This is a genomic window from Paenibacillus sp. N22P23 (assembly GCF_059383735.1).
Genome location: NZ_JBXENT010000013.1, coordinates 60,590 through 84,433, shown reverse-complemented (window position 1 = coordinate 84,433; position 23,844 = coordinate 60,590). Strand labels below are relative to the sequence as shown.

Below are 23,844 nucleotides of genomic sequence, written 5' to 3'. Positions count from 1 at the left end.
GACTATTATGAGGAGGAAGATCGATGAATAAACCAAGAAGGTTTGGGCTGTTTTTGCTGACCCTAACCGTATGTCTGGCCATGCTTCTACCTGTTCTCAGCGCCTCGGCGGAAGAAAGCTCCAAGGGGGTCACAACAGATGCGGAGACGGCCGCCAACCTTGGCCTGCTGTTAGGTGACGGGACCGGCGTTTCAACCGCCTATCTCAGCAAGACGTCCACCCGCCTCCAAGCTGCCATTATTTCGTTACGTCTTCAAGGTAAATTAACTGATGCACAAGCCTTTACAGGCAGCAGCAGCTTTAAAGATGCCTCCCTCGTAAGCACAAGCAATCAGGCTATCCTGGCTTATTTGAACGTTCACGCAGAACTGGGCTGGAACGGTACGGGCAACGGCAATTTCAATCCCCTTGCCTCCATCACAGCACAGCAGTTTTATAAAGTGCTGCTTGAAGCGCTCGGCTACAAGTCCGGCACCGCTTTCCAATATAGCGATACATTCACCTTCGCTAAAGGAAAAGGGCTGAAGAACATCGCGGCCTCAGCCGAGCTGACCAATGCCGATATCGCAACAGCACTTGTTGAAGCGCTGAATGCGCCGAACGCAAAAGGTGCCACGCTGTTCGCCCAGCTGCAGCAGGCGAACGTAATCGCCGCTTCTGCCGTACTGCCAACAGGCGAGCACATAGGCCTTGCTGCTACAGATAAGCTCGGCTCCTACTTAACCGACAGTAAAGGACGCACACTCTACTACTTCACGAAGGACGCTGCCAATCTGGAGTCCTGCCAAGGCGGCTGCCTGCAAGCATGGCCGATTTTCCATGCGGATCAGCTGCAAATTCCAACATCTCTGAACGCGGCTGACTTTGGGATGTATACTCGTGCTGACGGTACGATACAAACAACGTATAAAGGATGGCCGCTTTACTATTTTGCCAAAGACATGGCTCCCGGTGATGTAAATGGCGAAGCAGTCGGAGGCGTATGGTTCGCAGCCAAATCGGATTATGCCGCTATGTTAGGCACGTCTGCCACCCTCGGAAACTACTTAACAGATGCGAATGGACGCACCTTGTACTATTTTGACAAAGATACTTCTGGCAGCAGCGTTTGCGAAGGCACTTGTTTGGCCAACTGGCCGGCTTATCTCGCTGCGGGTGCAAAAGCGCCTACCGGCGTTGCAAGCTCTGATTTCGGCGTCATTACACGCACGGATGGCAGCAAACAGTCCACGTATAAGGGCTACCCGCTCTATTACTTTGTCAAAGACTTGGCACATGGCGACGTTAACGGACAAGGCTTGAATAAGGTGTGGTATGTCATTGACCCTGTTGCTTTCAAAGGTACAACTGCCAGCGCAGAAGTCAAAACGTATCAGGTAGACATCAAAGAATATTCCTTCGGCACCGGCCCGCTGACTGTGGAAGCCGGCTCCAAGATCATTTTCACCAACTTTGACGACATGAAACACAATGCCATTGCGGTAGACGGCAGCTTCAGCACTCCGTTATTAGCAAAGGGCGAAACATTTACCATTACAATCAGCAAACCTGGTACGTACGATTATTTCTGCGAGCCCCACAAGAAGTTCATGACGGGCCAAATTATTGTGAAATGAGTGACAGCTTATGCAGAGGAAAACGAGGAGTAACCGCGTAGGAGCGATGTGGAACAAAGGCTATCTATTCGCTGCCATGTGCTTATTGCTATGTCTGTTGGTGTCTGCTTGCAGCAGCAATAATAACGCCGCTATGGAGAATCACGGCAATCATGGTGATATGGCGATGAATGATGCAGCAAACTTGTCTGACTCCGGAGAGAACAGCTCTGTTAACGCCTCAGCAGCCAACAACTCGGCAGTGCAGCCTGCCCCAACGACTGACGACACTCAGGCGGACGACAAGGGCAGCAACTCTTCAACAGATGGCGGAACTGCTGCGGAAACAGAGCCGAAGGCTGACGATTCTAAGACTGTGACGATGCCCGAGGATGACAAAGCCGAGCCTAAACCGGCAGCTGATGATAAAGGCGGCACAAAGAACGATTCCAAAGATGATACGCAAAAAGATGATTCAAAGTCAACGACACCTGCTCCAAAGCCAGCAACAAAACCGGCTGCGAAACCCGAGACGAAGCCTGATCAAAGCACGACGACCAAGCCCGACAAACCGGTTGCGGGCGATTCGAAAGCCGAAGTGAAGAGTAAAACCTATGTGGTCGAGATTAAGGAGTTCGCATTCACCGTAAGCAGTCTAACCATCCGCCCGGGCGATACCGTAAAATTCATCAATCGGGATAAGGTCAAGCACAGCGCCACGGCGGACGATGGCAGTTTCGATACAGGCCTCTTCGGTCTCGATGAAGAGAAATCCGTCACCTTCGACACCGAGGGCGAGTTTTCTTACTACTGCTCGCCGCATCCCGCTATGCAGGCAACCATTATCGTTTCAGCTAAATAACATGCCTGCCTTGCAACGTTTAGGGTAGCCGCAGCTCAGGCGGTTACCCTCTCTGCGTTATTTTGGTACACTTGTCTTAATTATTGACGTCTGTTCTGGAGGCTTGCCGGTATGCACAATCTTGCTGATCATGAATTGATGCTGCTCATCAAAGCCAAGCAGCAGATGGCGCTGTCTGTTCTATACGACCGTTACGCGGCACTCGTGTATTCGTTCGCGCTGAAGTCGTTGAAGGACGAACAGTCTGCAAGGGACATTACGCAGTCCGTCTTCATGCGGCTGTGGACGACCGAGTCGGACTATAACCCGGACAAAGGCCGTTTCACCAGTTGGCTGCTAACCGTAACGAGAAATATGACAACAGACTGGCTGCGCAAGCAGCGGCGTATCAACGCCCCATTGCTCCCCTATGTGCCGGAGGAGCTTGAGCGCATTCCGGATGCTGCCGTCCATTCCCCTGAGGAGAGTGCAGAGCGCGAATCGCTCAAAGCGCAAATTCGCAGCGCTTACCGCCATCTGTCCTCACAACAAATTATGCTGCTGGAGCACTTCTATTGGCAGGGGTACAGCTTAAGCGAGCTCGCTGCAGCTTATAATCAGCCCCTTGGCACCGTGAAGAATCGATTGCATCAAACACTCAAAATATTACGCAGACATTTGCCGGCAGAAGAGGAGGGATTGTGATGGAGAAGCAAGATATACTGTCTTCATTCCCGTGCGAGCTCTGTCTGGAATACGTTTCAGGCGCATGCACAGAAGAAGAATCGCTCGCCTTCGAGCTTCATCTCCCTCACTGCGATGCCTGTCAGAAGGAGCTGCTGGAATTGCGAACTGCCTGGGATGCACTCCCTGTCGACATTGAATGGATCGAGCCGCCTCAAGACCTGAAGCAGCAAGTGATGGATGCCGCGCTTGCAGCTCGTCCGGAAGAAGAGATTCTCCACGATGCGGCTGTTAGCCGTATTGCGAAACGACCAAGGAATTCCAGAGCTCGCTTCGGCAAGCTGCTCCCCGGACTGCTCGCCGCCTCAATTGCAGGGATAGTGCTGCTGTCCATTTGGAACATCCAGCTGCGGCATGAGCAGCGAATCGCTCCCCTTCCGGTGGAGCAGGCACTCCAAGTATCTGCCGCCCAGATTAGTGAGCTCGTTTCACTAAAGGCGCAAGGACCGCTCGCCGGCAAATCCTCCGGGGTCGCCTGTATTGTAGACAATGGGCAAAGCCGGCAGTTCGTCGTGTATTTGTTCGGCGCCGCTGCAACTCATGGCGAGGAAGCCTATCAGGTCTGGCTAATTAAGGACGGCACCCGTACGAGCGCCGGTACATTCCGTGTCGGCCAAGCGGATCGCGGAATCGGCCTGCTCGCGATGCCTATCGCTTCGGCGAAGCTCGATTACGACAGCATCGGCATTACCATTGAGCCCGATGATCAGGGTAGTCAACCGCGCGGCACGAAGGTGTTCGGATCCATTTGATCTTCATTAGCACGCAGTACACGATAGTTAAGCCACTCCGGTGGCAGAAGCCGGTTATAATGAGGCTGCAGGTAGCGGTCGTCGATCAACAGCAAACTTCCGCGATCACGCTCTGAGCGGATGAGACGCCCGCCTGCCTGCAGCACCTTATTCATTCCGGGATATAGGAACGCGTAATCAAATCCATTGCGGTCAGTCCGGTCGAAGTATGCCTTCATAATGTCGCGCTCAAGCCCGACTTGAGGCAGTCCTACACCTACTACTACAACCCCTGTAAGCCGATCCCCGACAAGATCGATTCCTTCCGAGAAAATGCCGCCCATAACAGCAAAGCCAACCAACGTTTCCCCGGATCCTTCCTGAAAAGCAGCCAGAAAACCTTCCCGCTCCTCTTCCGTCATTCCCGGCCCTTGCACCATGGTCCTCATCGAATCCGAACTTTCACCAACAAGCACGTGATACTGCTCATACGCATCATTCATGTAGGCATAGGACGGGAAGAAAACCAAATAATTACCCTGCTTCTCCTGTGTCACCCTTGCGATGAGAGCCGCAATCGAGTATTTCGTCCGTTCCCGGTCCTGATAGCGGGTAGATAACGGAGCAATCGTCACTTCCAGCTGGTCCGCCGAGAATGGGGATGGAATGACAATGCTGTAGCTCCCCTCGCTCTCACCGGCACCAAGCATATCCATGAAGTAATTCAGCGGCGTAAGCGTAGCCGAGAAGAATACCATCGCGCGGTATCCCTTGCTCATCACCCCAAGCAGATGCGAAGGATCTAAACAGAATAGTTTGGTATGCATATCACCCCGTATGCACTCTGTATACGCAACGAATCGCTCATCATACAGCTCCGCAATGCGCACGAAGCTTTGACTCTGAAAGTACAAGTCAAGCAGCTCCGGGTTCACGCTTCCTCCAGCAGGTGCCAGCAGTTCCTTCTCTGCCGCCGCGGCAAACCGCTCCACCAAGCTCACAAGCGGCTCCGGCAGCGACTCCGTCACTTCCTGCCGCTGTTCTCCAAGCGCTTTACGCTGCGTGATGTAATATTGATTGATCGCTTTTGCCGCGCCGTGAACCTCGCTGTTCACGCCTTTAAACGCTCGCTGCATCTCCAGAAAGTCCGCTTTATTAAGGTCACTCGAGTACATTTCCCGCGCCCGATCTACAAGGTTATGCGCCTCGTCAATCAACAGCGCCGTCTGCCGTTTCTGCTCCTCGAACATGCGCTTCAAGCTGACGCGCGGATCAAAGACATAGTTATAGTCGCAGATCATCGCATCCGCCCCATACGCCGCATCCAGCGCGAATTCGAACGGACAGACCCTGTGCTTACGCGCATAGCCCTCCACTACTTCACGTGTAATGAGCGTTTCGTTCGTTCGCAAATCAAGCAGCGCCTCATTGATTCGGTCGTAGTAGCCGTCCGCATACGGACAATGCTCCTTCGAGCACCGGACTTCTTCCTGAAAACAAATCTTCTCTTTCGCCGTCATGGTGACCACCTGCATATGCAGACCGTTCGTCTGCAGCAGTGCGAACGCTTCTTCCGCCGCTGTTCGCGTAATCGTCTTCGCCGTTAAATAAACGAAGCGTTGCAGCAGCCCTGCCCCAATCGCTTTAACCGAAGGGAAAATCGTGGAGATCGTTTTGCCGATGCCCGTCGGCGCCTTAGCAAATAATTTATGGCCTTCGGCGATAGTCTGATAAACAGCACCTGCCAGCTTCCGCTGCCCTTCCCGATAAGCCGCAAAGGGAAAAGCGAGCTCTTGGATACTGCGATTCCGAAGGTCCCTATGCCGCACCTGCTGCGCAGCGCATGCATAATAACGGTTTACCATCTCTTGAACAAACTGCGCGAGCTCCTCATAAGTAAAATGCTGCAGGAAGCGCCGCTCTTCCTCGCTCTCCACCTGCACATACGTCAGCTGCACAGTCAGCTCCTGAAGCCCGCGATCCTTGGCAATCATATAGGCGTAGCACTTGGCCTGTGCCCAGTGAACCGGGTATGTATGATCGATCTCCTCCGGCAGCCGCCCGGCGGTCGACTTAATTTCATCGACAATAAGACCGCCGTCCCCCTCGGCAACGAGCAGTCCATCACAGCGTCCATCAATGACAAAGAGAAGATCATCCATGACGATCTCCGCGCTTACATATACTTCCTTCTGATCGAGTTCGCCATATTGCTTCTGGATGCGTTGATGTGCCTTCGTGCCTTCCGTCATCGAACTCATCACATGAAATCCCGATTCGATATCGCCGCTCCGGTATGCATATTCCACCAAAGCGCGAACAGACAGCTGTATTTGATCTCCCATGGCATCTCCCTCAAGCTAACCACATCGAACATTTGTTCCTCAATTGTACCATCAACCCCAAATCTGCGCAAAAAAAAGCCGTCCCTACAAGGGACGACTAGTTTTTTGAGCTTTTTAACGAATTGTTGTTGTTCAATGCCGGCAGCATCTTCATGCTTTTTACCATAGGTGTATGATGCACATGGCAGGAAGGAGCAACATCGAAGGCGAAGTTATCGCGCATCCAGCTTTTACAGCCTTCTGTCTCACAGCTCCAAATGGCTGTGTTCTCTTCAGGGATATCCTCCACGATTTTCTTGCGATTATACAAGGCGCATCCCTCCCGGAATTATAAAAAAACTGCCCTCAACTTTCGTTAAGGGCAGTTTGTTGTTGTTCGCTATAAAACTACAGTTTTACAACGTTTTCTGCTTGTGGTCCACGGTTGCCTTGAACAACGTTGAACTCAACGCGTTGGCCTTCGTCAAGGGACTTGAAGCCTTCGCCTACGATTGCGGAGAAGTGTACGAATACGTCGTTGCCGCCTTCAACTTCGATGAAGCCGAAACCTTTCTCTGCGTTAAACCATTTAACTGTTCCTGTTTGCATTAGGAAAACCTCCAAAATTTAATTAACATGTACTTTTTATTCGTTTAGCAAATAAAAAAATCACACATTGAAAAAGGTACCATCTCGATTTATGACAACCCTTTTCAATATGTGAATTCAGGTCTTTTCTTACTAAGATCATATTAGCATATCTATAAGTGAAAAGCAACGTGATTCCATTTCTTAACTGTTTCTTTAGGTTATTCTTCACCCAGCCATCTGCAAAGTGCAAGCTATTACGCTTGCCCTCTGCTATTATGACCGTCACATGCCTCTCCCATACACCCATTTACAAAAAAATCACGATCCAATATAACGGTCGTAAAGCGACTGCGCCCGGTGGAGATCTTCCGTTCCCTGCACGAGCACACGCCCATCTGCGAACAAGATAAGCCGCTCCCCTTCCGGCAGCGAGGCCTTGAGCAAATACGGATTTCGCTGCAGCTCACAGGAGCGAGCAAGCTTCTCCGCCATACGTTCCAAGTCAAGCGGACGCGAGCCGCTTATTTGAACGGTCTCCCTGCCGCACAGCGTTACCGCCCCGGCGCCATCCCTCGCCTGCAAGGACGGAAATTGCCGCAAACCGCAAGTAGGACAATCCTCTCTTGCCGGCGGGAGCTTCAAATCCATCATCTGATGCTGCCAAATTTCCAGCGACAGCAAACCCTGCCGCTGCGCGCTTGTCGCACCGACGATAATCTTGAGCGCCTCCACCGCTTGAAGGGAAGCGATAATATCGACGATCGGCGAGATGACGCCAATGGTATCGCACGTGTCTCCGCCGCTGTCTCCGGCACCGAGCAGGCAGCGCAGGCAAGATGTCTTACCGGGAACAAATACCGCAGTCATGCCATGCGAACTGACGGCCCCTCCGTAGATGAACGGGATTCCCCGCTTGAAGCACACATCATTGAGCAGCAGCCGGGTTTGAAAGTTATCCGTGCCATCCAGCACGAGATCCGCACCGGCAAGCAGCTGCTCCGCATTCTCGGCTGTCACATGCGAGACGACTGCCTCCACTGCGACGTCAGCGTTAATGAGTCCAAGCTTCCGCTCTGCGGCAACCACTTTCGGCCTGACCTGCTGCACATCGTCCTCGTCATACAGCATTTGCCGCTGTAGATTGCTCCGTTCCACATAGTCGCGATCAATAATACGCAAGGTGCCTACCCCGGCTCTTGCCATATGATTCGCGATGACGGTACCAAGCGCACCCATTCCAACGACAACAACGGTTGCCGCTTCAATCTTCCGCTGCCCGCTCACCCCGATTGGAGGGAACAGCATTTGCCGAGAATAGCGCTCCCTGTTAATAGAAGCTTGATCCTCAAGCGGTGATGGGGATTGTTCTTCTAGACTCAAGCTGCATCACGCCCTCTCTGTGCAAATCAAGCCGCCCTTCACGCTGGCATGCAGCAGGACAGGACGGCTCTATATAACGATCTATGGGTTATCGCAGCTCCTGCGTTACCCGCCGGAAACGGCCTGCAGCACGCGCAGCTTATCGCCTGACGCAAGCGGAATATCAAGCCGCTCCAGCCAAGCAATGTTATCGGCATTGTAGTAGAGCAGCACATGTTTCCGCACCTCGCCCTGCTCCGTATACAGATGTACCTTCAACAGTGGATATTCCTCAATAAGCAGCTGCAGCGCTTCTTTAAGCGTCTCCGCTTCAAGCTCGAAAGTTGATCTGCCCTTCGTGCAGTCGCTCAGCAGAAGCGGCACAGATACTTGAATACGCACGCGCATTACTCCTCTATGATCCAAGGTTTGACCGTCAGAATCCGGGAAAACTGTCCCGGCAGCCTGTCCCACGTTACGCCTCGATCAATGGAGCAGAAGATTTCACCGGATGTCGTGCCAAAATACAGGCCGTACGGATCGAGCGAATCTACAGCCATTGCGTCACGCAGCACGCTGACATGGCGCTCTTCATCAGGCATCACATCGCCGATCGGCTCCCAGCGGCTCTCTCCTGGGGCCATGCCGTAAACGAGCAGCTTGCCGCCCTTCATCGAGCGCTGCTCGCTGCTCTCAAGCGGGACAAGGAACAGATCGCCTGTCGGCGAGACGCTGATCGGGAAACCGAATGGCGCATCGTCGCCTTTCAAGGTCAAACCCTCTTCGATGGCAAACCAGCTGTCGCCGCCATCCGTCGATTTGAACACCCCGCTATGTTCCTGCATATAGAGCGTGTTCGACTCCTTCGGATCGATGACCATCTTGTGGATGCAGTAGCCTACTTCATCATAAGGCTGTCCCGTAGGTACGCGTGCAAGTCCATTATTGCACGCCTTCCATGTCTCGCCGCCATCCTCTGAACGGAAGACGCCGACCGCCGACATCGCAACCCACATCCGATGCTTATTCGACGGATCGATAATAATCGTATGCAAGCACATGCCTCCAGCGCCTGGGAACCAGTTCGGCCTGGTTGGGTGCTCGGTCAATCCCTTCAGCTCGCGCCAATTGATGCCACGGTCATAGCTGACGAACAGACCCGCTTCCTCGGCCCCGGCATATAGCGTATCCGGTTCTGCCCCGGGAACGAGCTGCCATATTCGATTCAAAGAGAATCCGCTCTCTTGGGTGTACGACGGGCCATTCTCAATTTGCGTCCAGCTTTCGCCGAAATCATCCGATACTCGAATTGAAGCACCATAAGCAGCATGCGAAGTACCGGCATAAATCCGATTGCCATGCCGGCTGTCTCCAAGCACGCTGTACACTTCCCAGCCCGGAAGAAAAGGACCGCTCAGCTTCCAATCTTTCCGTTCCAGATCCGAGGTGTATTGAAATACCCCTTTATTCGTCCCAATTAACAAAACAACCCGTTGTCCCATTGTAGCGAATTCCTCCTTGGCATTTTGGCTGAATCCTTCTCCCTATTCTTCGATGAAGTTGGAATGAAATCCTGCCAAAATCCGAACGAGTGATCGCATTATTTTATCCCGAGTACCTGCAGCTCCTGTTCGATACGCTGCTTCAGCGCCTTCTTCTCCGAGTCCTCCAGGAAAGCCGCATTCACGCCGTTACGAATGATCGACGCGAGCTCCGCATCCGTAAAATCAAACTTCTCCGATACAATGCGATATTCGCGTGTAATATCCGTGCCCGAGACGCTTGGGTTATCCGTGTTCAACGTGACGATCAGTCCTTGCTCAAAATAATCACGGATCGGATAGACATCCCAGTCCGCTACTGCCTTCGTCTGAATGTTGCTGACCGGGCACATTTCAAGCGGAATGCGCTGCTCCAGCATCATCTGGAGAATCGCCGGATTCTCTCGCAGGCGGACACCGTGACCGATCCGAGACGCTCCCAGATTCTTCACGGCTTCATATACATTCTCCGCCCCTGCCGCTTCGCCGGCGTGAATCGTAACAGGCAACGACCGCTTGTGGGCAAGCGCGAACACTTCGCGGAACAGCTCAGGCGGGAAAGAAGCCTCGTCCCCCGCCAAATCAACGGCGACTAGACCGCGTCCGGCAAATTTGGCCGCCGCTTCGATGACTTCAAGATTATCCTCACGGCCATGGTGACGCATGCAAATCGCTATCGCACGACCTTTAATATCAAACTGCTGCTCAGCCCGGTTCAATCCCTCAATAACATGATGGATCGCTTCCTCCGGCCGAAGGCCGCGAAGTCTGTGAAGCTGCGGCGCAAATCTGACTTCGATATAGCGGCAATTATGAGAAGCGGCTTGTGCCAACGTCTCGTAAGCCACACGTTCCAGCGCAGCCCCTGTTTGCATGAACCGCGTCGTAAAATCAAACTTGCTTAAATACTCCGGCAAGCTGCGGCACTCATCGTCAACCTGCATGTAAGGAATCAATCCTGCCGCATCTCCTGCAGGCAGCTCGATGCCTTCTGCTGCAGCAATCTCAAGGACGGTAGCCGGCAAGAGACTACCGTCCAGATGAACATGAAGATCTACTTTGGGCAATTGATGCCATCTATTCATTCTATTGTTCATCCCCTCTGTATGTAGTAATCATCATAGGTAACGCAATTCACTGTCTTGTTGTTGCTGCTAGTTTGACCCTGTGGCAGTGATTTGATAAGAAGACAGCATATTATACCGAAGAATGGAGGAATTTGTCGATTCATGACGAATTGATAACGACTGGTTATTATTTCCCCTTACTGCTTGAGAGGAGTTCTGCACCCTTGTATAACTTAAATGACGACACGCAATTGCGGTACGCGACTCCCCGCAGAACATGGTTTATACTGCTCATCAGTACGCTTGTTCTAGGCAGCTGTTTCTGGTGGATTACAAGCGCCTACAGCCGGTGGCTGCATAAAGAAGTCTATCACGATGCATCCGTGGAGCTGTCGGCCAATGCCTCTTCGCTGACGCTGGCTCTGGAGCGCAGGCTGCTGCTCTCAGACGGGCTTAAAGCCTTTGTGGATACCTCGCTGATGAACTCGAATCATACACTCGATCCTAATCATTTTAACAGTTTCGCTAAAAGTTTCATCGGTCCGATTCAGGGCATTCGTAATTTATCTGTCTACCCTGGCGGCATCGCTGAATTTGTCTATCCCCTGAAAGGAAATGAGAATGTCATTGGGATCAATCTCTTTGAACATCCCAATCCTGACATCCGTGCGAATGCGCTGCGAACCCGGCATCTGAACGCCAAGACGATCTTCGGTCCATTCGAGCTCACACAAGGCGGGCTCGGGTTATTGTCCAGACAGTCCATCTTCGTAGAGCGCGAATTCTGGGGCTTCGTCTCCATCGTTCTTGATGTGCCGCCTATTCTCGAAGAGGCTGGGCTGACGAAAGTGAATAAGGGCATTGATCTGGCTGTAAAAGCGGACAAGCACGTCATCTACGGTGATGCCGGACTCTACAATCGGTCTCCGCTGTTGGAGAAGGTCTATCTGGTTGAGGGAAACTGGGAGATTGCCGCACTTCCTAATAAAGCGAAGCTGAACGCGATTGATACGAAGGTACAAATTATCCAGCTGATCTTCCTCTTGGCTCTGATTCTGCTCATCTATTTAATTTATATTCAATTGACCCAGAAACATAAGCTGCAAGTGATGGTGAACGAGCGAACGAACAACCTGACGCGCGCCAATCAACAGCTGGAAGCAACGTACGAGGAGCTCATTGCTACCGAAGATGAGCTGCGTACGCAATATCGGCTGCTGGAAGGCACCGAACGGACACTCCGGCAGATGGCTTACCGCGATACGGTAACCGGGCTCAACAACCGGATTTTCTTCCAAGAACGACTCGAAGAAATTATCGTCATGTCCAGCAGCAAGAATCGCCGCTTCGCGCTGCTCTTCATCGATCTGGATCAATTCAAGCTCATTAACGATACACTCGGCCATTCGTATGGCGACTTGCTGCTTAAAGAGGTCGGCGAACGGATGACGATGCTCCTGACCAGAGGGGAATCGTTCTCGCGGATCGGCGGCGACGAATTCACCATTATTTTGCCCTATCTGAAGGATTTGGCGCATTTGCACCATATGGCGCAGCAGGTCGTGAACTTGTTCCAGCAGCCATTTGTCCTTCAAGGGATCGAATATTATGTGACTGCAAGTATCGGTATTTCGGTCTTCCCGGAACATAGTGACGATGCGGAGCTGCTCATGAAGTATGCCGATGCCGCTATGTACCGCGCGAAGGAAGAGGGCAAGAACAACTACCGAATTTATGACGATACGCTAAATGCCGATGTGCAGGAGAAAATTTACATCAAGAACAGCCTTCGTCGCGCGCTTGAGAATAACGAGTTCGAAATTTACTACCAACCGCAGTTGGAGATTAAGACGAGAAAAATCATCGGACTTGAAGCGCTTATCCGGTGGAATCATCCGAAGCGAGGTCATATTCCGCCGTCCACCTTTATTCCCATTGCGGAAGAATGCGGCTTGATCGAACCGATCGGAGAGTGGGTGCTGCGTACCGTATGCGCGCAGAGTAAGGTATGGCAGGATTCCGGCGCCGAGCCTATTCGGGTCGCTGTCAATTTGTCCGCCCGCCAATTCAACCAGCGGAACAAGCTGACGGAGCTCATTAAATCGATTCTGGCCGAGACCGGACTCAACCCCGCCTATCTGGAGCTTGAAATTACGGAAAACCTGGCTATGCAGGACGAGAACGCGACAGCCTTGCAAGAGCTGCGCAATCTAAATATTACGATTTCCATCGATGATTTCGGGACGCATTACTCGTCTCTTAGCTACCTGAAGCGTCTGCCGATCGACAAAATCAAGATCGACCGCTCTTTCGTAAACGGCATCTCCAAGGAACCTAAGGATGAAGCCATCATTCTGGCCATCATGCTGATGGCAAGCCATCTGGGCCTAACCATCATCGCCGAAGGCGTCGAAACGACGGACCAGCTGTTCTTCCTGCAGCAGAACCACTGCCATGACATTCAAGGGTTCCTGTACTATCCGCCGCAGCAAGCAGATACCATTCTTCGCATCCTAAACAGTCATTCGCCGGAGCACATACTGGCTGCCGAGAAGCGGTAGAAGCTTTATCAATTCGCTTGCCATCTAACAAAAAGATCGTCAACCACCTGCCTGATTGAACAGGTGATTGACGATTTTTTGTATAGAGGTTTCTCAGCAGGCTGAAGGCATCTAAGCCTTTTGGGGAATATGGAAGAGCGGAATGTTCTAACGAACCGTACGGCGCTTATTTGCCCATTATTGGCAGCGAAAACATTCTAACGAACCGTAGGGACTCTATTTGACGGTTTTGGAGGTTTTGGGAGCCGATTATCCCCGATTAACGCCTCTACGGTTCGTTAGATTCTCAAAGGCCCGAAATCCGGCCCAATAAGGCCTCTACGGTTCGTTAGATTTTCGCGGCATGCAAGATGAGGAGCGCAAGTTGAGATTTTTACTATATTATCGCTGTGATGTGTTTATTTATATCGAAAAATGGCCGTCGAGACTTTATCGACAGCCTAAAAGAGCAGCTCTCGGCTGAGAGCTGCTCTTTTGCTTTGTATTCGGCTGTTGTTGGCTGGTGTGTGTGGCTCTACGGACTACTCTCGTGCTCATTTCGCCATCTATTCGCTGGTGTGTGGCTCTACGGACTACTCTCGCGATCATTTCGCCAACTTTCCCCTGGTGTTTGGCTCTACGCGCTACACTTTCGTTCATTTCGCCAGCTTTCCGCTGATGTGCTGCTGCGATGGCTGTTAGAGCACAAGCTCCGGAGCAGCGGTACTCGCCGTTTCCACGCGGTTGCGGCCCAGATGCTTGGCGCGGTAGAGTGCCTCGTCCGCATCCCGGAACAATACGGCCGCATCCTGCGCGGTGTCCGGATACCGCGCAATGCCCATCGATAGCGTAACAGGTCTGCCAACGGGACTGTCCGTTTCTTCCATGATGGTGCGCAGGTTCTGCGCATAGACCATCGCCGTGTCCAGATCCGTTTCCGGCAGAAGCACGACAAATTCTTCCCCGCCATATCTGCAGCAAATATGGGTGTTCTCGAATTGCGCTTGCATGTTGGCAGCCAGGAACCGCAACACTTCGTCGCCCCTTTCATGGCCGTAGGTGTCATTGACCAGCTTAAAGTGGTCCAGATCCAGCACCATAATGACAAAAGGCAGCTCCTCGGCGATCCATCTGCGAATATAGAGATCCATTGTCCGCCGATTGTACAGCCCCGTGAGCGGATCGGTTTGCGCCTCCTGCGATAAATGATCGAATCTGCTGCGAATATGGCCGACAGCCAGCACGAACGCCCGGTGCATTGCATTGGCTTCACTATTCCAAGAGTGAATACGAGGAACCTCATCACGCACGGATTTGCTGGTCAGCAGCACAGAAGCGAAATTAGAGAGCTTCGTCAGCGGCTCGGACATTTTACCAATTAGCCAATAAATGACCAGCAGCAGGAGTACCAGAATCGGAGTCATATACAGCGCAACCTTGAGAATCGGACGCTTGGACGCCGTTAAGATGACAGCTGTCGGGGTCTGCGTGACCACGCCCCACCCGGTCTCCTTCATATAGGTGTAACTGGCTAGCATATCAACCCCACGCGAATTGACAATGCGTTTCACGCCGCTGTGCCCAGAGAGCATTTCTGCGAAGATCGGATTCACAATATCGCGCTCCCCGATGCGACTCTTATCCGGATGATACAGCATCGCGCCGGAAGCACTGACCACATAAGCGTATGTGCCGTTGCCGGATTGCGCAGCATCACCTAGAATCGTATTCAACAGATTCGTCTCATGCAGACGGATCGTACCGCCGATATAGCCCAAATATTCGCCGTCGGCCCCCCACAGCGGATGGCTCACCATAATAATCAATTGAGCAGCCGCACTAATATAAGGCTCGGAAATGAGCGGCTTCCGTTCCGTAAGCGCCTGCTTGGCACCATCCGTTTCAATGGTTTTACCTTTAAGCCCCGTTTCGGTTTCCGATGCAATGCTGATCACTCTACCGGTCTTATCGACCACGACGACCGCTTTGTACATCGGGTTCGTTTGTTGAATAAGTTTCACCTGCTCGTCCAGGTCAGGACGGTTCAGATCCCCTTTTGCAAGATGCTCGGCGTTGTACTTCAAGTTCTGCTTCATCGAAGCGAACAGCTCGTTGACCGTGTCGCTGATCTTCGTCGTATACATGTGGTTAAGCTGAAAATTCATGGTCATCAGCGAGTTCTTCTCATTGCGGTAGCTGATCAACAGGCTGATACCCAGTGTAATCAGTACGGATGCAACGACAAGTACGCTAACCATCGTTCGTATCGAGAATCCCTTAGCTCGGAGCATGCACATGCCCCCTTTCAAGCTGATGAGAGAATATTCGACAAAAACCGTCAATGTTCCTGCATCCCCCACACCCAAACGATAAAAAACCGCTCCCTGCAAGGCAGGAGAGCGGCATTCATCTAACGTATGCGTTTTCAACTCTGAAGCTGAATCTTCTCCAGCAGCTCTTCCCGCTCCCAGCTTACGAACTGATCTTCCCAAGCTACGTGGTATAAGCCTTCTCCGGCTTCCATTACGGTACCTCTCGTGCCATCCAGCAAGAACACAACGCAATCTCCGACCTCGAACATCGTTATCACCCCAGTCTGAAAACGATTCCGTGACCACCTTTCGGATATTCCCACTTGATGTTCTGATGCGGACAGCCGATGCGGCAGCTCCCGCATTCATGACAGCCTTCATAGCCGACATGCATGCGGATCTCCTCCCATTTGTACACCTCCGCCGGACAGAAAATCGTACAAATTTTGTCCGGACAGCTCGACATGCACACCTCGGCATCGAGTACGGTCAAATGCGACTTCGTATCGGCATTGAACCGTAAGAGGTACTGCTTCTCCTCGATGGACTGCCCTTTCGCCAGATCGCTCATTTCACTTCATCACCTTCCAGGCCCGGTACATATCCCGCGCGATTTTCACCTTCTCTTTCGTCGTGCCGATATCCCGCCATATCTTCTTCTGCTTATCCCGCTTCGAAGTGCCGTCTACGGTGAACATTTGGCTGGCCGCACGGTTCATCATCGGAATGTACTGCTCGAAGAATTGCGGGAACTTGTCAAAATGATGCGTGGAGTCTTTGTACTTCTTCAAATCCTTCCCGACAAAGCTGCCCATCAGCGCTGCCTTGTAGTGTTCGAGAAAGGCTTCCGAGAAATCTCCGGCTTGCTTCGCCAGCACGACCGTCTCCGCGGCTAATCGTCCTGACGTCATCGCCATATTGGAGCCCTCGCGGTGAATGGCGTTGACGAGCTGCGCCGCGTCGCCAACGACAAGCACGCCGTTGCCGACCACCTTCGGCATGGAGTGGTAGCCACCCTCGGGAATGAGATGGGCCAAATATTCCTGCGGCTCCGCGCCTTGCACAAACGGACGAATCATCGGGTGATTCTTGACATAGTCGAGTAAATGGTGAGGCTTTAGCTTATGCTTGATCATGCCCGAAAGTAACGTGCCCACGCCAAGGCTGAGTGTATCCTTATTCGTGTAGAGGAACCCCGTGCCGAGAATGCCTTTCGTCGCATCTCCGAACAGTTCAATCGTGCAGCCCTGTCCTTCCTCCAAGTTGAAGCGGTCCTCGATGACCTTCTTATCCAGCTTCAAAATCTCCATCGTCGCAAGCGCCACTTCATCCGGTCTAAACTCTTTGTGGAAGCCGAGCGACTTGGCGAGCAGCGAGTTCACGCCATCGGCGAGCACGACAACGTCAGCATAGAGCTGACCGTCCGGGCGATCGGTCTGAACGCCTACGACTTTGCCGTTCTCGACGATGCAGGAGAGGACAACCGTCTCATTGATGAGCAGCGCCCCTTGCTCTACCGCTTTGCTCGCGAACCACTGATCGAATTTGGCCCGCAGCACGGTGAAATTGTTATAGGGCTCGCGTGCCCACTCCAGCCCTTTGTAACCGAACGTCGTTGCCGATTCTTTATCCATCATCATGAAGCGCTGCTCCACGATGGGCCGTTCTACCGGCGCTTCCTTATAAAACTCCGGTATGATATCCTCCATCATCTGCCGATACAGCACGCCGCCCATGACGTTCTTCGAGCCGGGATACTCCCCCCTCTCGATCAGCAGCACCTTCACGCCCGCCTTCGCCAGCTCGTAGGCGCAGGCAATGCCGGCAGGCCCTGCGCCTACGACGATACAATCAAACTTCTCAGGCATAGTTACTCTCCTTCCCAAGCGCAAGCTTGAACTGCTCGATCAGCAGCGGCACAACTTCGAAGGCATCGCCTACGATGCCATAGTGGCAGGATTGGAAGATTAGCGCGCCGGGATCTTTGTTAATCGCAATAATGAGACCGGAATTCTGCATGCCCACAATATGCTGGATCGCCCCGGAGATTCCGATGGCAAAATAAATCTTAGGCGTCACCGTCACGCCGGTCTGCCCGACCTGATGGTGATGACCCACCCAGCCGGCTTCGACTACATCCCGGCTTGCACCGACCGCAGCTCCGATGACGTCCGCAAACTCGTGGATGAGCTGGAACCCGGCCGGGCTGCCAAGCCCCTTGCCGCCGGCGACGATAATATCAGCCTCGTCGATCCGTACGGTCTGTACCGTATTGCGTACGATCTCGAGTACCTTCGTCCGTACATCATCCTCGTGCAGCTCGATGGCTTCCTCAATAACCGTGCCCTCTCGGGTCGTGTCACGAGGGAGCGCCCGAACCACTTTCGGTCTTACCGTGGCCATTTGCGGCCGGTATTTCTTGCATAGAATCGTCGCCATGATGTTGCCGCCGAAGGCGGGGCGGCTTGCGAGCAGAAGACCTGTGTCCTCTTCCACGTCCAGCTGCGTTGTATCGGCGGTAAGACCTGTCGGGAGGTCTGTGGCGACAGCGCTTGCCAAATCCTTACCCGTCGACGTTGCGCCGTAGAGGATAATCTCGGGCTTGTATTTCTCCGTACAGGCGAGGAGCGCCTGCATGTACGTTTCGGTACGGTAATGCTTGAAAATCGGCGCGTCGTAGACATAAACGCGATCCGCGCCGTAATAGATGGCTTCCTGTGCAAGCGCGCTCACCCCATCGCCAATAATAACGCCGGCCAGCTCGGTTCTGCGTTTGTCCGCCAACTGCCTGCCCGCGCCCAGCAGCTCCCGCGCTACGGGTACGATTGCACCGTCCTTGACCTCCATGAACACCCAGATCCCGCGGTAATCCTCGAAGTTCATGACGATTCCCCCTTCGCTTGGAACAGTTCCTTCTTCTCCATCAGGACAGTTAGCAGCTGGCTGACCTGCTCTCTTGCCGCGCCATCCAGCATCTGTCCGCCTTGCGGCTTCTGCGGTGCCCAAACCGACGATACGATCGTCGGCGAGCCTTTAAGACCAAGCTGCGCCTTATCCACATCCTCGAGCTCATTAACCGACCAAATATACGGATTATATCTTGCCGCTCGGAGCATGTTTGGCATGGTCGAGTAAGGGACCTCGTTGATGTCCTTCTCGACGGAGAACAGACAAGGCAGCGTCGAGGAGACCACCTCATAGCCGTCCTCCAGCTTCCGGTGGAGAATCGCAATCCCCTTCTCCTTGTCGATCTCGACGATCTTCTTCACCGAAGTCAGCGGCGGAATGTCGAGCCGCCGCGCGATGCCCGGTCCCACTTGGCCGGTATCGCCGTCGATCGTCATTTTGCCGCAGATAATGAGGTCGATCGGCTTTTCCTTGGCGATTTTGTTAAGCGCTTTCGTTAATGCGTAGCTCGTTGCCAGCGTATCCGCTCCGGCGAAGGCGCGGTCGGAAATCATATACCCCTCATCTGCGCCAATCTCGATGCATTTGCGAATCGCTTTGACAGCCGGCGGCGGACCCATGGTGAGCACCGAAACCGTTCCCCCGTAGCGCTGCTTCAGCCGAACCGCTTCCTCAACCGCATGCGCGTCATAGGGATTCAGAATCGCCGGCGCGCTGGCACGATCCATCGTATTGGTTTTGGGGTTCATCTTGATGATTTTCGTATCCGGCACTTGCTTAATGCAGGCGACAATATGCAGCATCCCTTCAGCACCTCTCGTCTAAATACTAAAATATATAAGAGACAGCCCTAGAAAATGCCTGTACGCAGAAAAGGCTTGAACAATTATTGTTCAAGCCTTTCAAACACCCACGCACGCAAATGCAATCGTACATAAACTAAGTTGTGCATGAATTTCTTTGCGGCCTTCTCCCGGAGGTCTCTTTTTTTTGTGCGATAATCCCTAAGTGCCACGATAACGCCCTGCAATCTTCGAAAGGATTACTTTGGCGCATAGATGGATTTGATGTGCTGCATATTCAAAAATGTGCTGCTTCCGCTTGCAGTGATGAATTCAATGATGCCGCCGCTCACCTTCTTGATGACGCCTAATTTTGCGGATTGTCCGCCAAGATTGATCACGACCATGTTACCTTCTTCTTCTTTGCACCGTTCCTCGAAGCTTCTGGATAGAGCGGGCGGCAGCGGCTTCATCGAAGGTGTATCCGCACTTCGGGCGTATGGGAGATGAGAAGTCGGATAAGGAATGAGCCATTTCAAGTGATGCAGGGAAACATAAACCGCGTTATAGATGGGTGAACAGATCACGAGATAGTCGTTCATAATGCCTTGCAAGAAGCCATGCATCGGCTTACTGCCGCTGACACTAATTTCGACGAACATGCCTTTCGCTTCCTGAAGCACAGCCAGTAGAGAAATGGAAGCCGTCTGCAGCATCGCACTCGGATCTCCTATTTGATCATCAACGTTACCGGTTGAAGTGTCCGGATTCAGATTGTGCACGTGGATGGTCGGAATATACATATACCGTTCTTGATGGTAGAGGACCATAACATCCGGACCGACATCGACTAATTTACCCGCTAACTGCTGTTTACCCGTCACCTCCACCATTATTTTCTCCGCAAGAAAAGGAATCAATTGATTCAAGCCAGTCCCTCCTTTACATTCATATTTCACTTGGCTTGTCTGGTCAGAAAATCCAGCTTACCCAGTACGTTAACAGGACAAGCGTGAACAGCACTGTTATCGGAATAACGAGGACCGTTATCTTCATATACTCGGTCCACTTGAGTTTCACACCGCCTTTCCTGATGATATGCATCCACATAATGGTCGCCAGTGTACCAATCGGCAGCAGAAGCGAACCGATGTCACTGCCAATAACACTTGCCAGATAAGAAACTTTGAGCGTAAGCGGGTCCAGACCCATATTCGTTAAAGTGAGCGTCCCGACCATTAATGCCGGATGGTTGTTAAACAAGTTGGACATTATGCTCAGCAGCACGCCCATCAACACGCTTGCGTGCAATAAGCTGCCGGAGACCAGCGGCTGTAAATAATCAATTAACCACTCCGTTAATCCGATATTGCGCAGTCCATAGATGATGACATACATCCCAAAGGCAAAGATCAAGATATACCACGGCGTTTTCTTCAACATATCGACAGGCGGTACTTTGAGATAGATCCAGCGCCAAGTGAGTAGAAAAGCAGATCCGATGACGGCCATTAAAGCGACGGGAAAATGGAAATACGAAGCAACGAACAGGCTGATCCGCACGCAGAAGACAAAGATAAGCACATTGCGCATAAACTTGCTGCTGCGGTTAGGGTTCTCCTTAGGTGCTTCCCCTTTGAGCGGATGGCCGCCCGGCGTCATTTTCCACGGCTGAATTTCAGGCAGCTTCTTCGGAAGCGTACGGTAGAAGATCGCAAACAAGAGAAACGCCATGAACACAAGTCCAATGAATGACGGCACGAACATCATCGCCGTTTGCATGTAGAGGTCCATGTGAACGATCTTGAGTGCGATCAGATTGACGATGTTGCTTACACCGATGGGAGCGCTGGAGGCCGTTGCGATCAGAGCGCCGGAGAGGAGATACGGTATTTTCTGATGGTTTTTGAGCCCCATGCTCTTAAGCAGCATAAGCAGAATCGGTGTTGTAATCAGAATACTGCCGTCATTGTTGACGAAGAGCGTCATGAGAAAACAAAACAGGTTGGTGAGCCAGAATAGACGGATTCCCGAGCCCCGTGCCTTGCGGGTTAAGATTTCAGCGGCCCAATTGAAGAAACCGAAGCTCTCGAGCACAATCGCCATGACGATCGTCGCTATGATGGTAATAGCGGCGCCATAGATCGTTTCTGTGATGCTCCCTAAATCTCCAAGCGACACCGTACCGGTAAGCATAACAATTACCGCTCCGACTGTGGCTGGTATCGCTTCATTCACATTCGGACGCCAAAACATAAAGCCGACGGTTAGGAAGAACGTACAAACTGTAATGATTGCCATTATGTCGTGCATGTTTTTTTACCTCTCTTCAAAGAATCGTTTCTCTAGTCTTTCATTCTCCTTTCAAGCCGAATAGGAACTCATTCTTCGCCCTGCTGTTTTCATAGATTCCTCCTCTGCATGCCCCTAACTGCAGCTATGTACTGTATATATATGTACAAGGCAGATGGCTCGTACTGGACAATACCCCCGAATCTATGAAAACCATCTCCTATCAACACTTGATAGATATCTCTGAGTGGCAAATGCCGGGAGTAGATAATTGCCTATCGCCTATCGCGGTTTGGTGGAAAAAATGACAAAAAACCACCGCCATATGAAATGGCGATGGTTCTTATTTCTTCGCTGATAAGCTTGGCTATTCCAATCTTCGAAACTTTGGAAAATGTATCGTAACTGCGGTAAACACGCCTTCCTCCGAAGCGATTGACACCTCATGCCCGAGTTTAGCAGCCAACTGCTTGACCAGATAAAGCCCCATCCCTGTCGACTTTGTATGCGCGCGCCCATTAGAGCCGGTGAACCCTTTATCGAACACGCGGTGTACTTCCTCCGGCCGAATGCCGATACCGGTATCACGAATGACAAGCCGTCTCTCTCTGCTGTCTTCCTCATAGAAAGTCGCGACTTCCCCGCCTTCTGCCGTATATTGCAGCGCATTGGCCATCATTTGATCAATCATGAACGTCAGCCACTTGCTGTCGCTGGCGACGAACATGTCATCGCTTGGCGCGAGCAGAATCCGGATGCGCTTCGTAATGAAGAGCTTCGCGTATTTCTTCACGCTTCCTTTTACGACCGCCGAAATGCCGATTTCGTTTATAAAATAATCCTTGGAGAACGAGTCAATCCGCGAATAGTACAGCGCTTGTTCGACGTAGCTGTCAATTTTGTTGATCTCATCCTCCAGCTTGTCGACCAACTCATCGACTGGCTTATCATCACTGCCCGACAGCAGCAGCTTGCTTGCCGTTATGGGCAGCTTCACCTCGTGAATCCAGGACATCACGAAGTCCTGATGATCCTTTATCTCCAGCTGCACCTGCTGAAGTCGCTTGACGTAGGTTTCCTGCTGGCTGCGAAGAAGCGCAAAATAAAGAGATTGGGTTTCGTTCTGCGGATCCGGCAGCGCTTCGAACCGTTCCAGTTCGCCGCTATGAAGCAGCTCCGCCAGTTCCTTGTAGAAGGAACGCCGATAGTAATAGCCTGCCACTATATAGATGATGGCGAACACGAGGCAGCTTCCATCGATGTAGACCACGTCACTCCAGCCGTTGCCGCTGACAATCAGCATGACGGTCACGAACAGCAGCACGACCGCGAACCAGCTGACATAATAACGCTTGTCCTTCAGATAAGAGAGAAAGGTCATTCGATCATATACCCCTGCCCTTTCCGCGTCGATATGAATTCTTCACGGCCGAGTTCAGCCAGCTTCTTGCGCAGTCTTACGATATTGACGGTCAGCGTATTGTCGTCAACGAAGCTTTCGTCCTCCCACAGACTTCGCATCAGTTTCGTCCGGCTGACAATGGATCCTTTCTGCCGCATGAGCAGGCTCATAATGACGAATTCCGTCTTCGTCAGCTCCGCCTTCCGCTCGCCTAGATATAAGGCTCCGTCCTTCAAATTCAGGAGTATGCCATCATGCTCGATGGCGCTGGTTTGCGCGTCCATGTAGGTATAGGTTCGGCGCAGCAGCGCATTGATCTTCGCAATGAGCACATCGGGGTGAAACGGCTTCTGAATAAAATCATCCCCGCCCATATTCATGGACATAATCATATCCATAGGGGTATTGCGCGAGGAAATGAATAGAATGGGCACCTTCGACACTGCGCGGATTTCGCTGCACCAGTAGAAGCCGTCGAAGACCGGCAAATTGATATCGAGCAGCACAAGATGCGGCTCCTCGCGGGCAAAGCGGCCCATGACGTCTTGGAAATCAACGATAGCCGCTGTCTCAAACCCCCACTTGTTCAGTGACTCGCAGATCATCTCCCGTATAGTCGCGTCATCCTCGACAATCATGATTTTCAACGTAGCCTTCGCTCCCTGCAATGGTTTCTTCCTTCATGTTACCTTCGGCCCGAATCGGAAGCAACCAACCTGACAAATCTGTAAGGTTCCCGGCGGAAGCTGTAAGCTTGAGCTAGGGTTGATTCCTGTACAATGAAGCTATAACCGGTGCGATGAGCACCTAATGGAG

22 protein-coding genes are annotated in these 23,844 nt (G+C 52.2%); 5 read left to right on the top strand and 17 right to left on the bottom strand.

What is annotated here, in order from left to right:
* Positions 1-23 precede the first annotated feature (23 nt).
* The 4 genes from AC506A_RS28810 (at position 24) to AC506A_RS28795 (ending at position 3,932) form a co-directional block, all read left to right on the top strand.
* Positions 24-1,616, top strand: coding sequence for a plastocyanin/azurin family copper-binding protein (locus AC506A_RS28810; protein ID WP_495464455.1), 1,593 nt, complete (start codon positions 24-26; stop codon positions 1,614-1,616).
* Positions 1,617-1,626: 10 nt separating this feature from the next.
* Complete coding sequence (locus AC506A_RS28805) at positions 1,627-2,457, top strand: plastocyanin/azurin family copper-binding protein (RefSeq protein WP_495464454.1); 831 nt, start codon at positions 1,627-1,629, stop codon at positions 2,455-2,457.
* 111 nt (positions 2,458-2,568) lie between these two features.
* On the top strand, positions 2,569-3,141 hold the full coding sequence (locus AC506A_RS28800) for an RNA polymerase sigma factor (protein WP_495464453.1): 573 nt from the start codon (positions 2,569-2,571) through the stop codon (positions 3,139-3,141).
* Positions 3,141-3,932, top strand: coding sequence for an anti-sigma factor (locus AC506A_RS28795; RefSeq protein ID WP_495464452.1), 792 nt, complete (start codon positions 3,141-3,143; stop codon positions 3,930-3,932). Before AC506A_RS28800 ends, AC506A_RS28795 begins: the two co-directional genes overlap by 1 nt.
* On the opposite strand, the gene AC506A_RS28790 is transcribed toward AC506A_RS28795, so the two are convergent.
* From AC506A_RS28790 to add, 7 genes are all read right to left on the bottom strand, one after another.
* On the bottom strand, positions 3,896-6,256 hold the full coding sequence (locus tag AC506A_RS28790; protein ID WP_495464451.1) for a helicase C-terminal domain-containing protein: 2,361 nt from the start codon (positions 6,254-6,256) through the stop codon (positions 3,896-3,898). The two genes, AC506A_RS28795 and AC506A_RS28790, sit on opposite strands and share 37 nt — an antisense overlap.
* A 97-nt stretch (positions 6,257-6,353) precedes the next feature.
* A complete protein-coding gene (locus AC506A_RS28785; protein WP_090980204.1) occupies positions 6,354-6,566 on the bottom strand; it encodes a cold-shock protein in 213 nt (70 codons plus the stop codon).
* 77 nt (positions 6,567-6,643) lie between these two features.
* Positions 6,644-6,844 (bottom strand): cold-shock protein, encoded by a 201-nt coding sequence (locus AC506A_RS28780; protein WP_025337122.1) that lies wholly within the window; start codon positions 6,842-6,844, stop codon positions 6,644-6,646.
* A 300-nt stretch (positions 6,845-7,144) separates the two neighbouring features.
* Positions 7,145-8,206 (bottom strand): ThiF family adenylyltransferase, encoded by a 1,062-nt coding sequence (locus AC506A_RS28775; protein ID WP_495464450.1) that lies wholly within the window; start codon positions 8,204-8,206, stop codon positions 7,145-7,147.
* Positions 8,207-8,311: 105 nt separating this feature from the next.
* Complete coding sequence (locus tag AC506A_RS28770) at positions 8,312-8,587, bottom strand: MoaD/ThiS family protein (RefSeq protein WP_495464449.1); 276 nt, start codon at positions 8,585-8,587, stop codon at positions 8,312-8,314.
* 5 nt (positions 8,588-8,592) lie between these two features.
* Positions 8,593-9,687, bottom strand: a complete 1,095-nt coding sequence (locus tag AC506A_RS28765) for a WD40/YVTN/BNR-like repeat-containing protein (RefSeq protein WP_495464448.1) — start codon at positions 9,685-9,687, stop codon at positions 8,593-8,595.
* A 98-nt stretch (positions 9,688-9,785) separates the two neighbouring features.
* Positions 9,786-10,811, bottom strand: coding sequence for an adenosine deaminase (gene add / locus AC506A_RS28760; RefSeq protein WP_495464447.1), 1,026 nt, complete (start codon positions 10,809-10,811; stop codon positions 9,786-9,788).
* A gap of 206 nt (positions 10,812-11,017) precedes the next feature.
* Here add and AC506A_RS28755 point away from each other — a divergent pair, with 206 nt between their 5' ends.
* Complete coding sequence (locus tag AC506A_RS28755) at positions 11,018-13,354, top strand: bifunctional diguanylate cyclase/phosphodiesterase (protein WP_495464446.1); 2,337 nt, start codon at positions 11,018-11,020, stop codon at positions 13,352-13,354.
* A gap of 677 nt (positions 13,355-14,031) precedes the next feature.
* On the opposite strand, the gene AC506A_RS28750 is transcribed toward AC506A_RS28755, so the two are convergent.
* The 10 genes from AC506A_RS28750 to AC506A_RS28705 all read right to left on the bottom strand — a co-directional run bounded on the left by AC506A_RS28750 (position 14,032) and on the right by AC506A_RS28705 (position 23,675).
* Entirely contained in the window at positions 14,032-15,624 is a 1,593-nt protein-coding gene (locus tag AC506A_RS28750) for a sensor domain-containing diguanylate cyclase (protein WP_495464445.1), read from the bottom strand.
* A gap of 134 nt (positions 15,625-15,758) precedes the next feature.
* Positions 15,759-15,914, bottom strand: coding sequence for a hypothetical protein (locus AC506A_RS28745; RefSeq protein ID WP_495464444.1), 156 nt, complete (start codon positions 15,912-15,914; stop codon positions 15,759-15,761).
* A gap of 5 nt (positions 15,915-15,919) precedes the next feature.
* A complete protein-coding gene (locus AC506A_RS28740; RefSeq protein ID WP_090980218.1) occupies positions 15,920-16,216 on the bottom strand; it encodes a ferredoxin family protein in 297 nt (98 codons plus the stop codon).
* Between the two features lies 1 nt (position 16,217).
* Entirely contained in the window at positions 16,218-17,513 is a 1,296-nt protein-coding gene (locus AC506A_RS28735) for an FAD-dependent oxidoreductase (RefSeq protein WP_495464443.1), read from the bottom strand.
* Positions 17,506-18,528, bottom strand: coding sequence for an electron transfer flavoprotein subunit alpha/FixB family protein (locus tag AC506A_RS28730; protein WP_495464442.1), 1,023 nt, complete (start codon positions 18,526-18,528; stop codon positions 17,506-17,508). The genes AC506A_RS28735 and AC506A_RS28730 overlap by 8 nt, the downstream gene beginning before the upstream one ends.
* Positions 18,525-19,355, bottom strand: coding sequence for an electron transfer flavoprotein subunit beta/FixA family protein (locus tag AC506A_RS28725; RefSeq protein ID WP_495464441.1), 831 nt, complete (start codon positions 19,353-19,355; stop codon positions 18,525-18,527). Before AC506A_RS28725 ends, AC506A_RS28730 begins: the two co-directional genes overlap by 4 nt.
* Before the next feature lie 239 nt (positions 19,356-19,594).
* A complete protein-coding gene (locus AC506A_RS28720; protein WP_495464440.1) occupies positions 19,595-20,263 on the bottom strand; it encodes a DUF2642 domain-containing protein in 669 nt (222 codons plus the stop codon).
* A 43-nt stretch (positions 20,264-20,306) separates the two neighbouring features.
* Entirely contained in the window at positions 20,307-21,647 is a 1,341-nt protein-coding gene (locus AC506A_RS28715) for an arsenic transporter (RefSeq protein ID WP_495464439.1), read from the bottom strand.
* A gap of 346 nt (positions 21,648-21,993) precedes the next feature.
* Positions 21,994-23,007 carry a sensor histidine kinase gene (locus AC506A_RS28710; RefSeq protein ID WP_495464438.1) on the bottom strand — a complete coding sequence of 338 codons (1,014 nt, stop codon included), beginning with the start codon at positions 23,005-23,007 and terminating at the stop codon, positions 21,994-21,996.
* The gene (locus tag AC506A_RS28705; protein WP_495464437.1) at positions 23,004-23,675 is read right to left on the bottom strand and encodes a response regulator transcription factor; all 672 of its coding nucleotides are present in this window, start codon (positions 23,673-23,675) and stop codon (positions 23,004-23,006) included. The genes AC506A_RS28710 and AC506A_RS28705 overlap by 4 nt, the downstream gene beginning before the upstream one ends.
* Positions 23,676-23,844 lie beyond the last annotated feature (169 nt).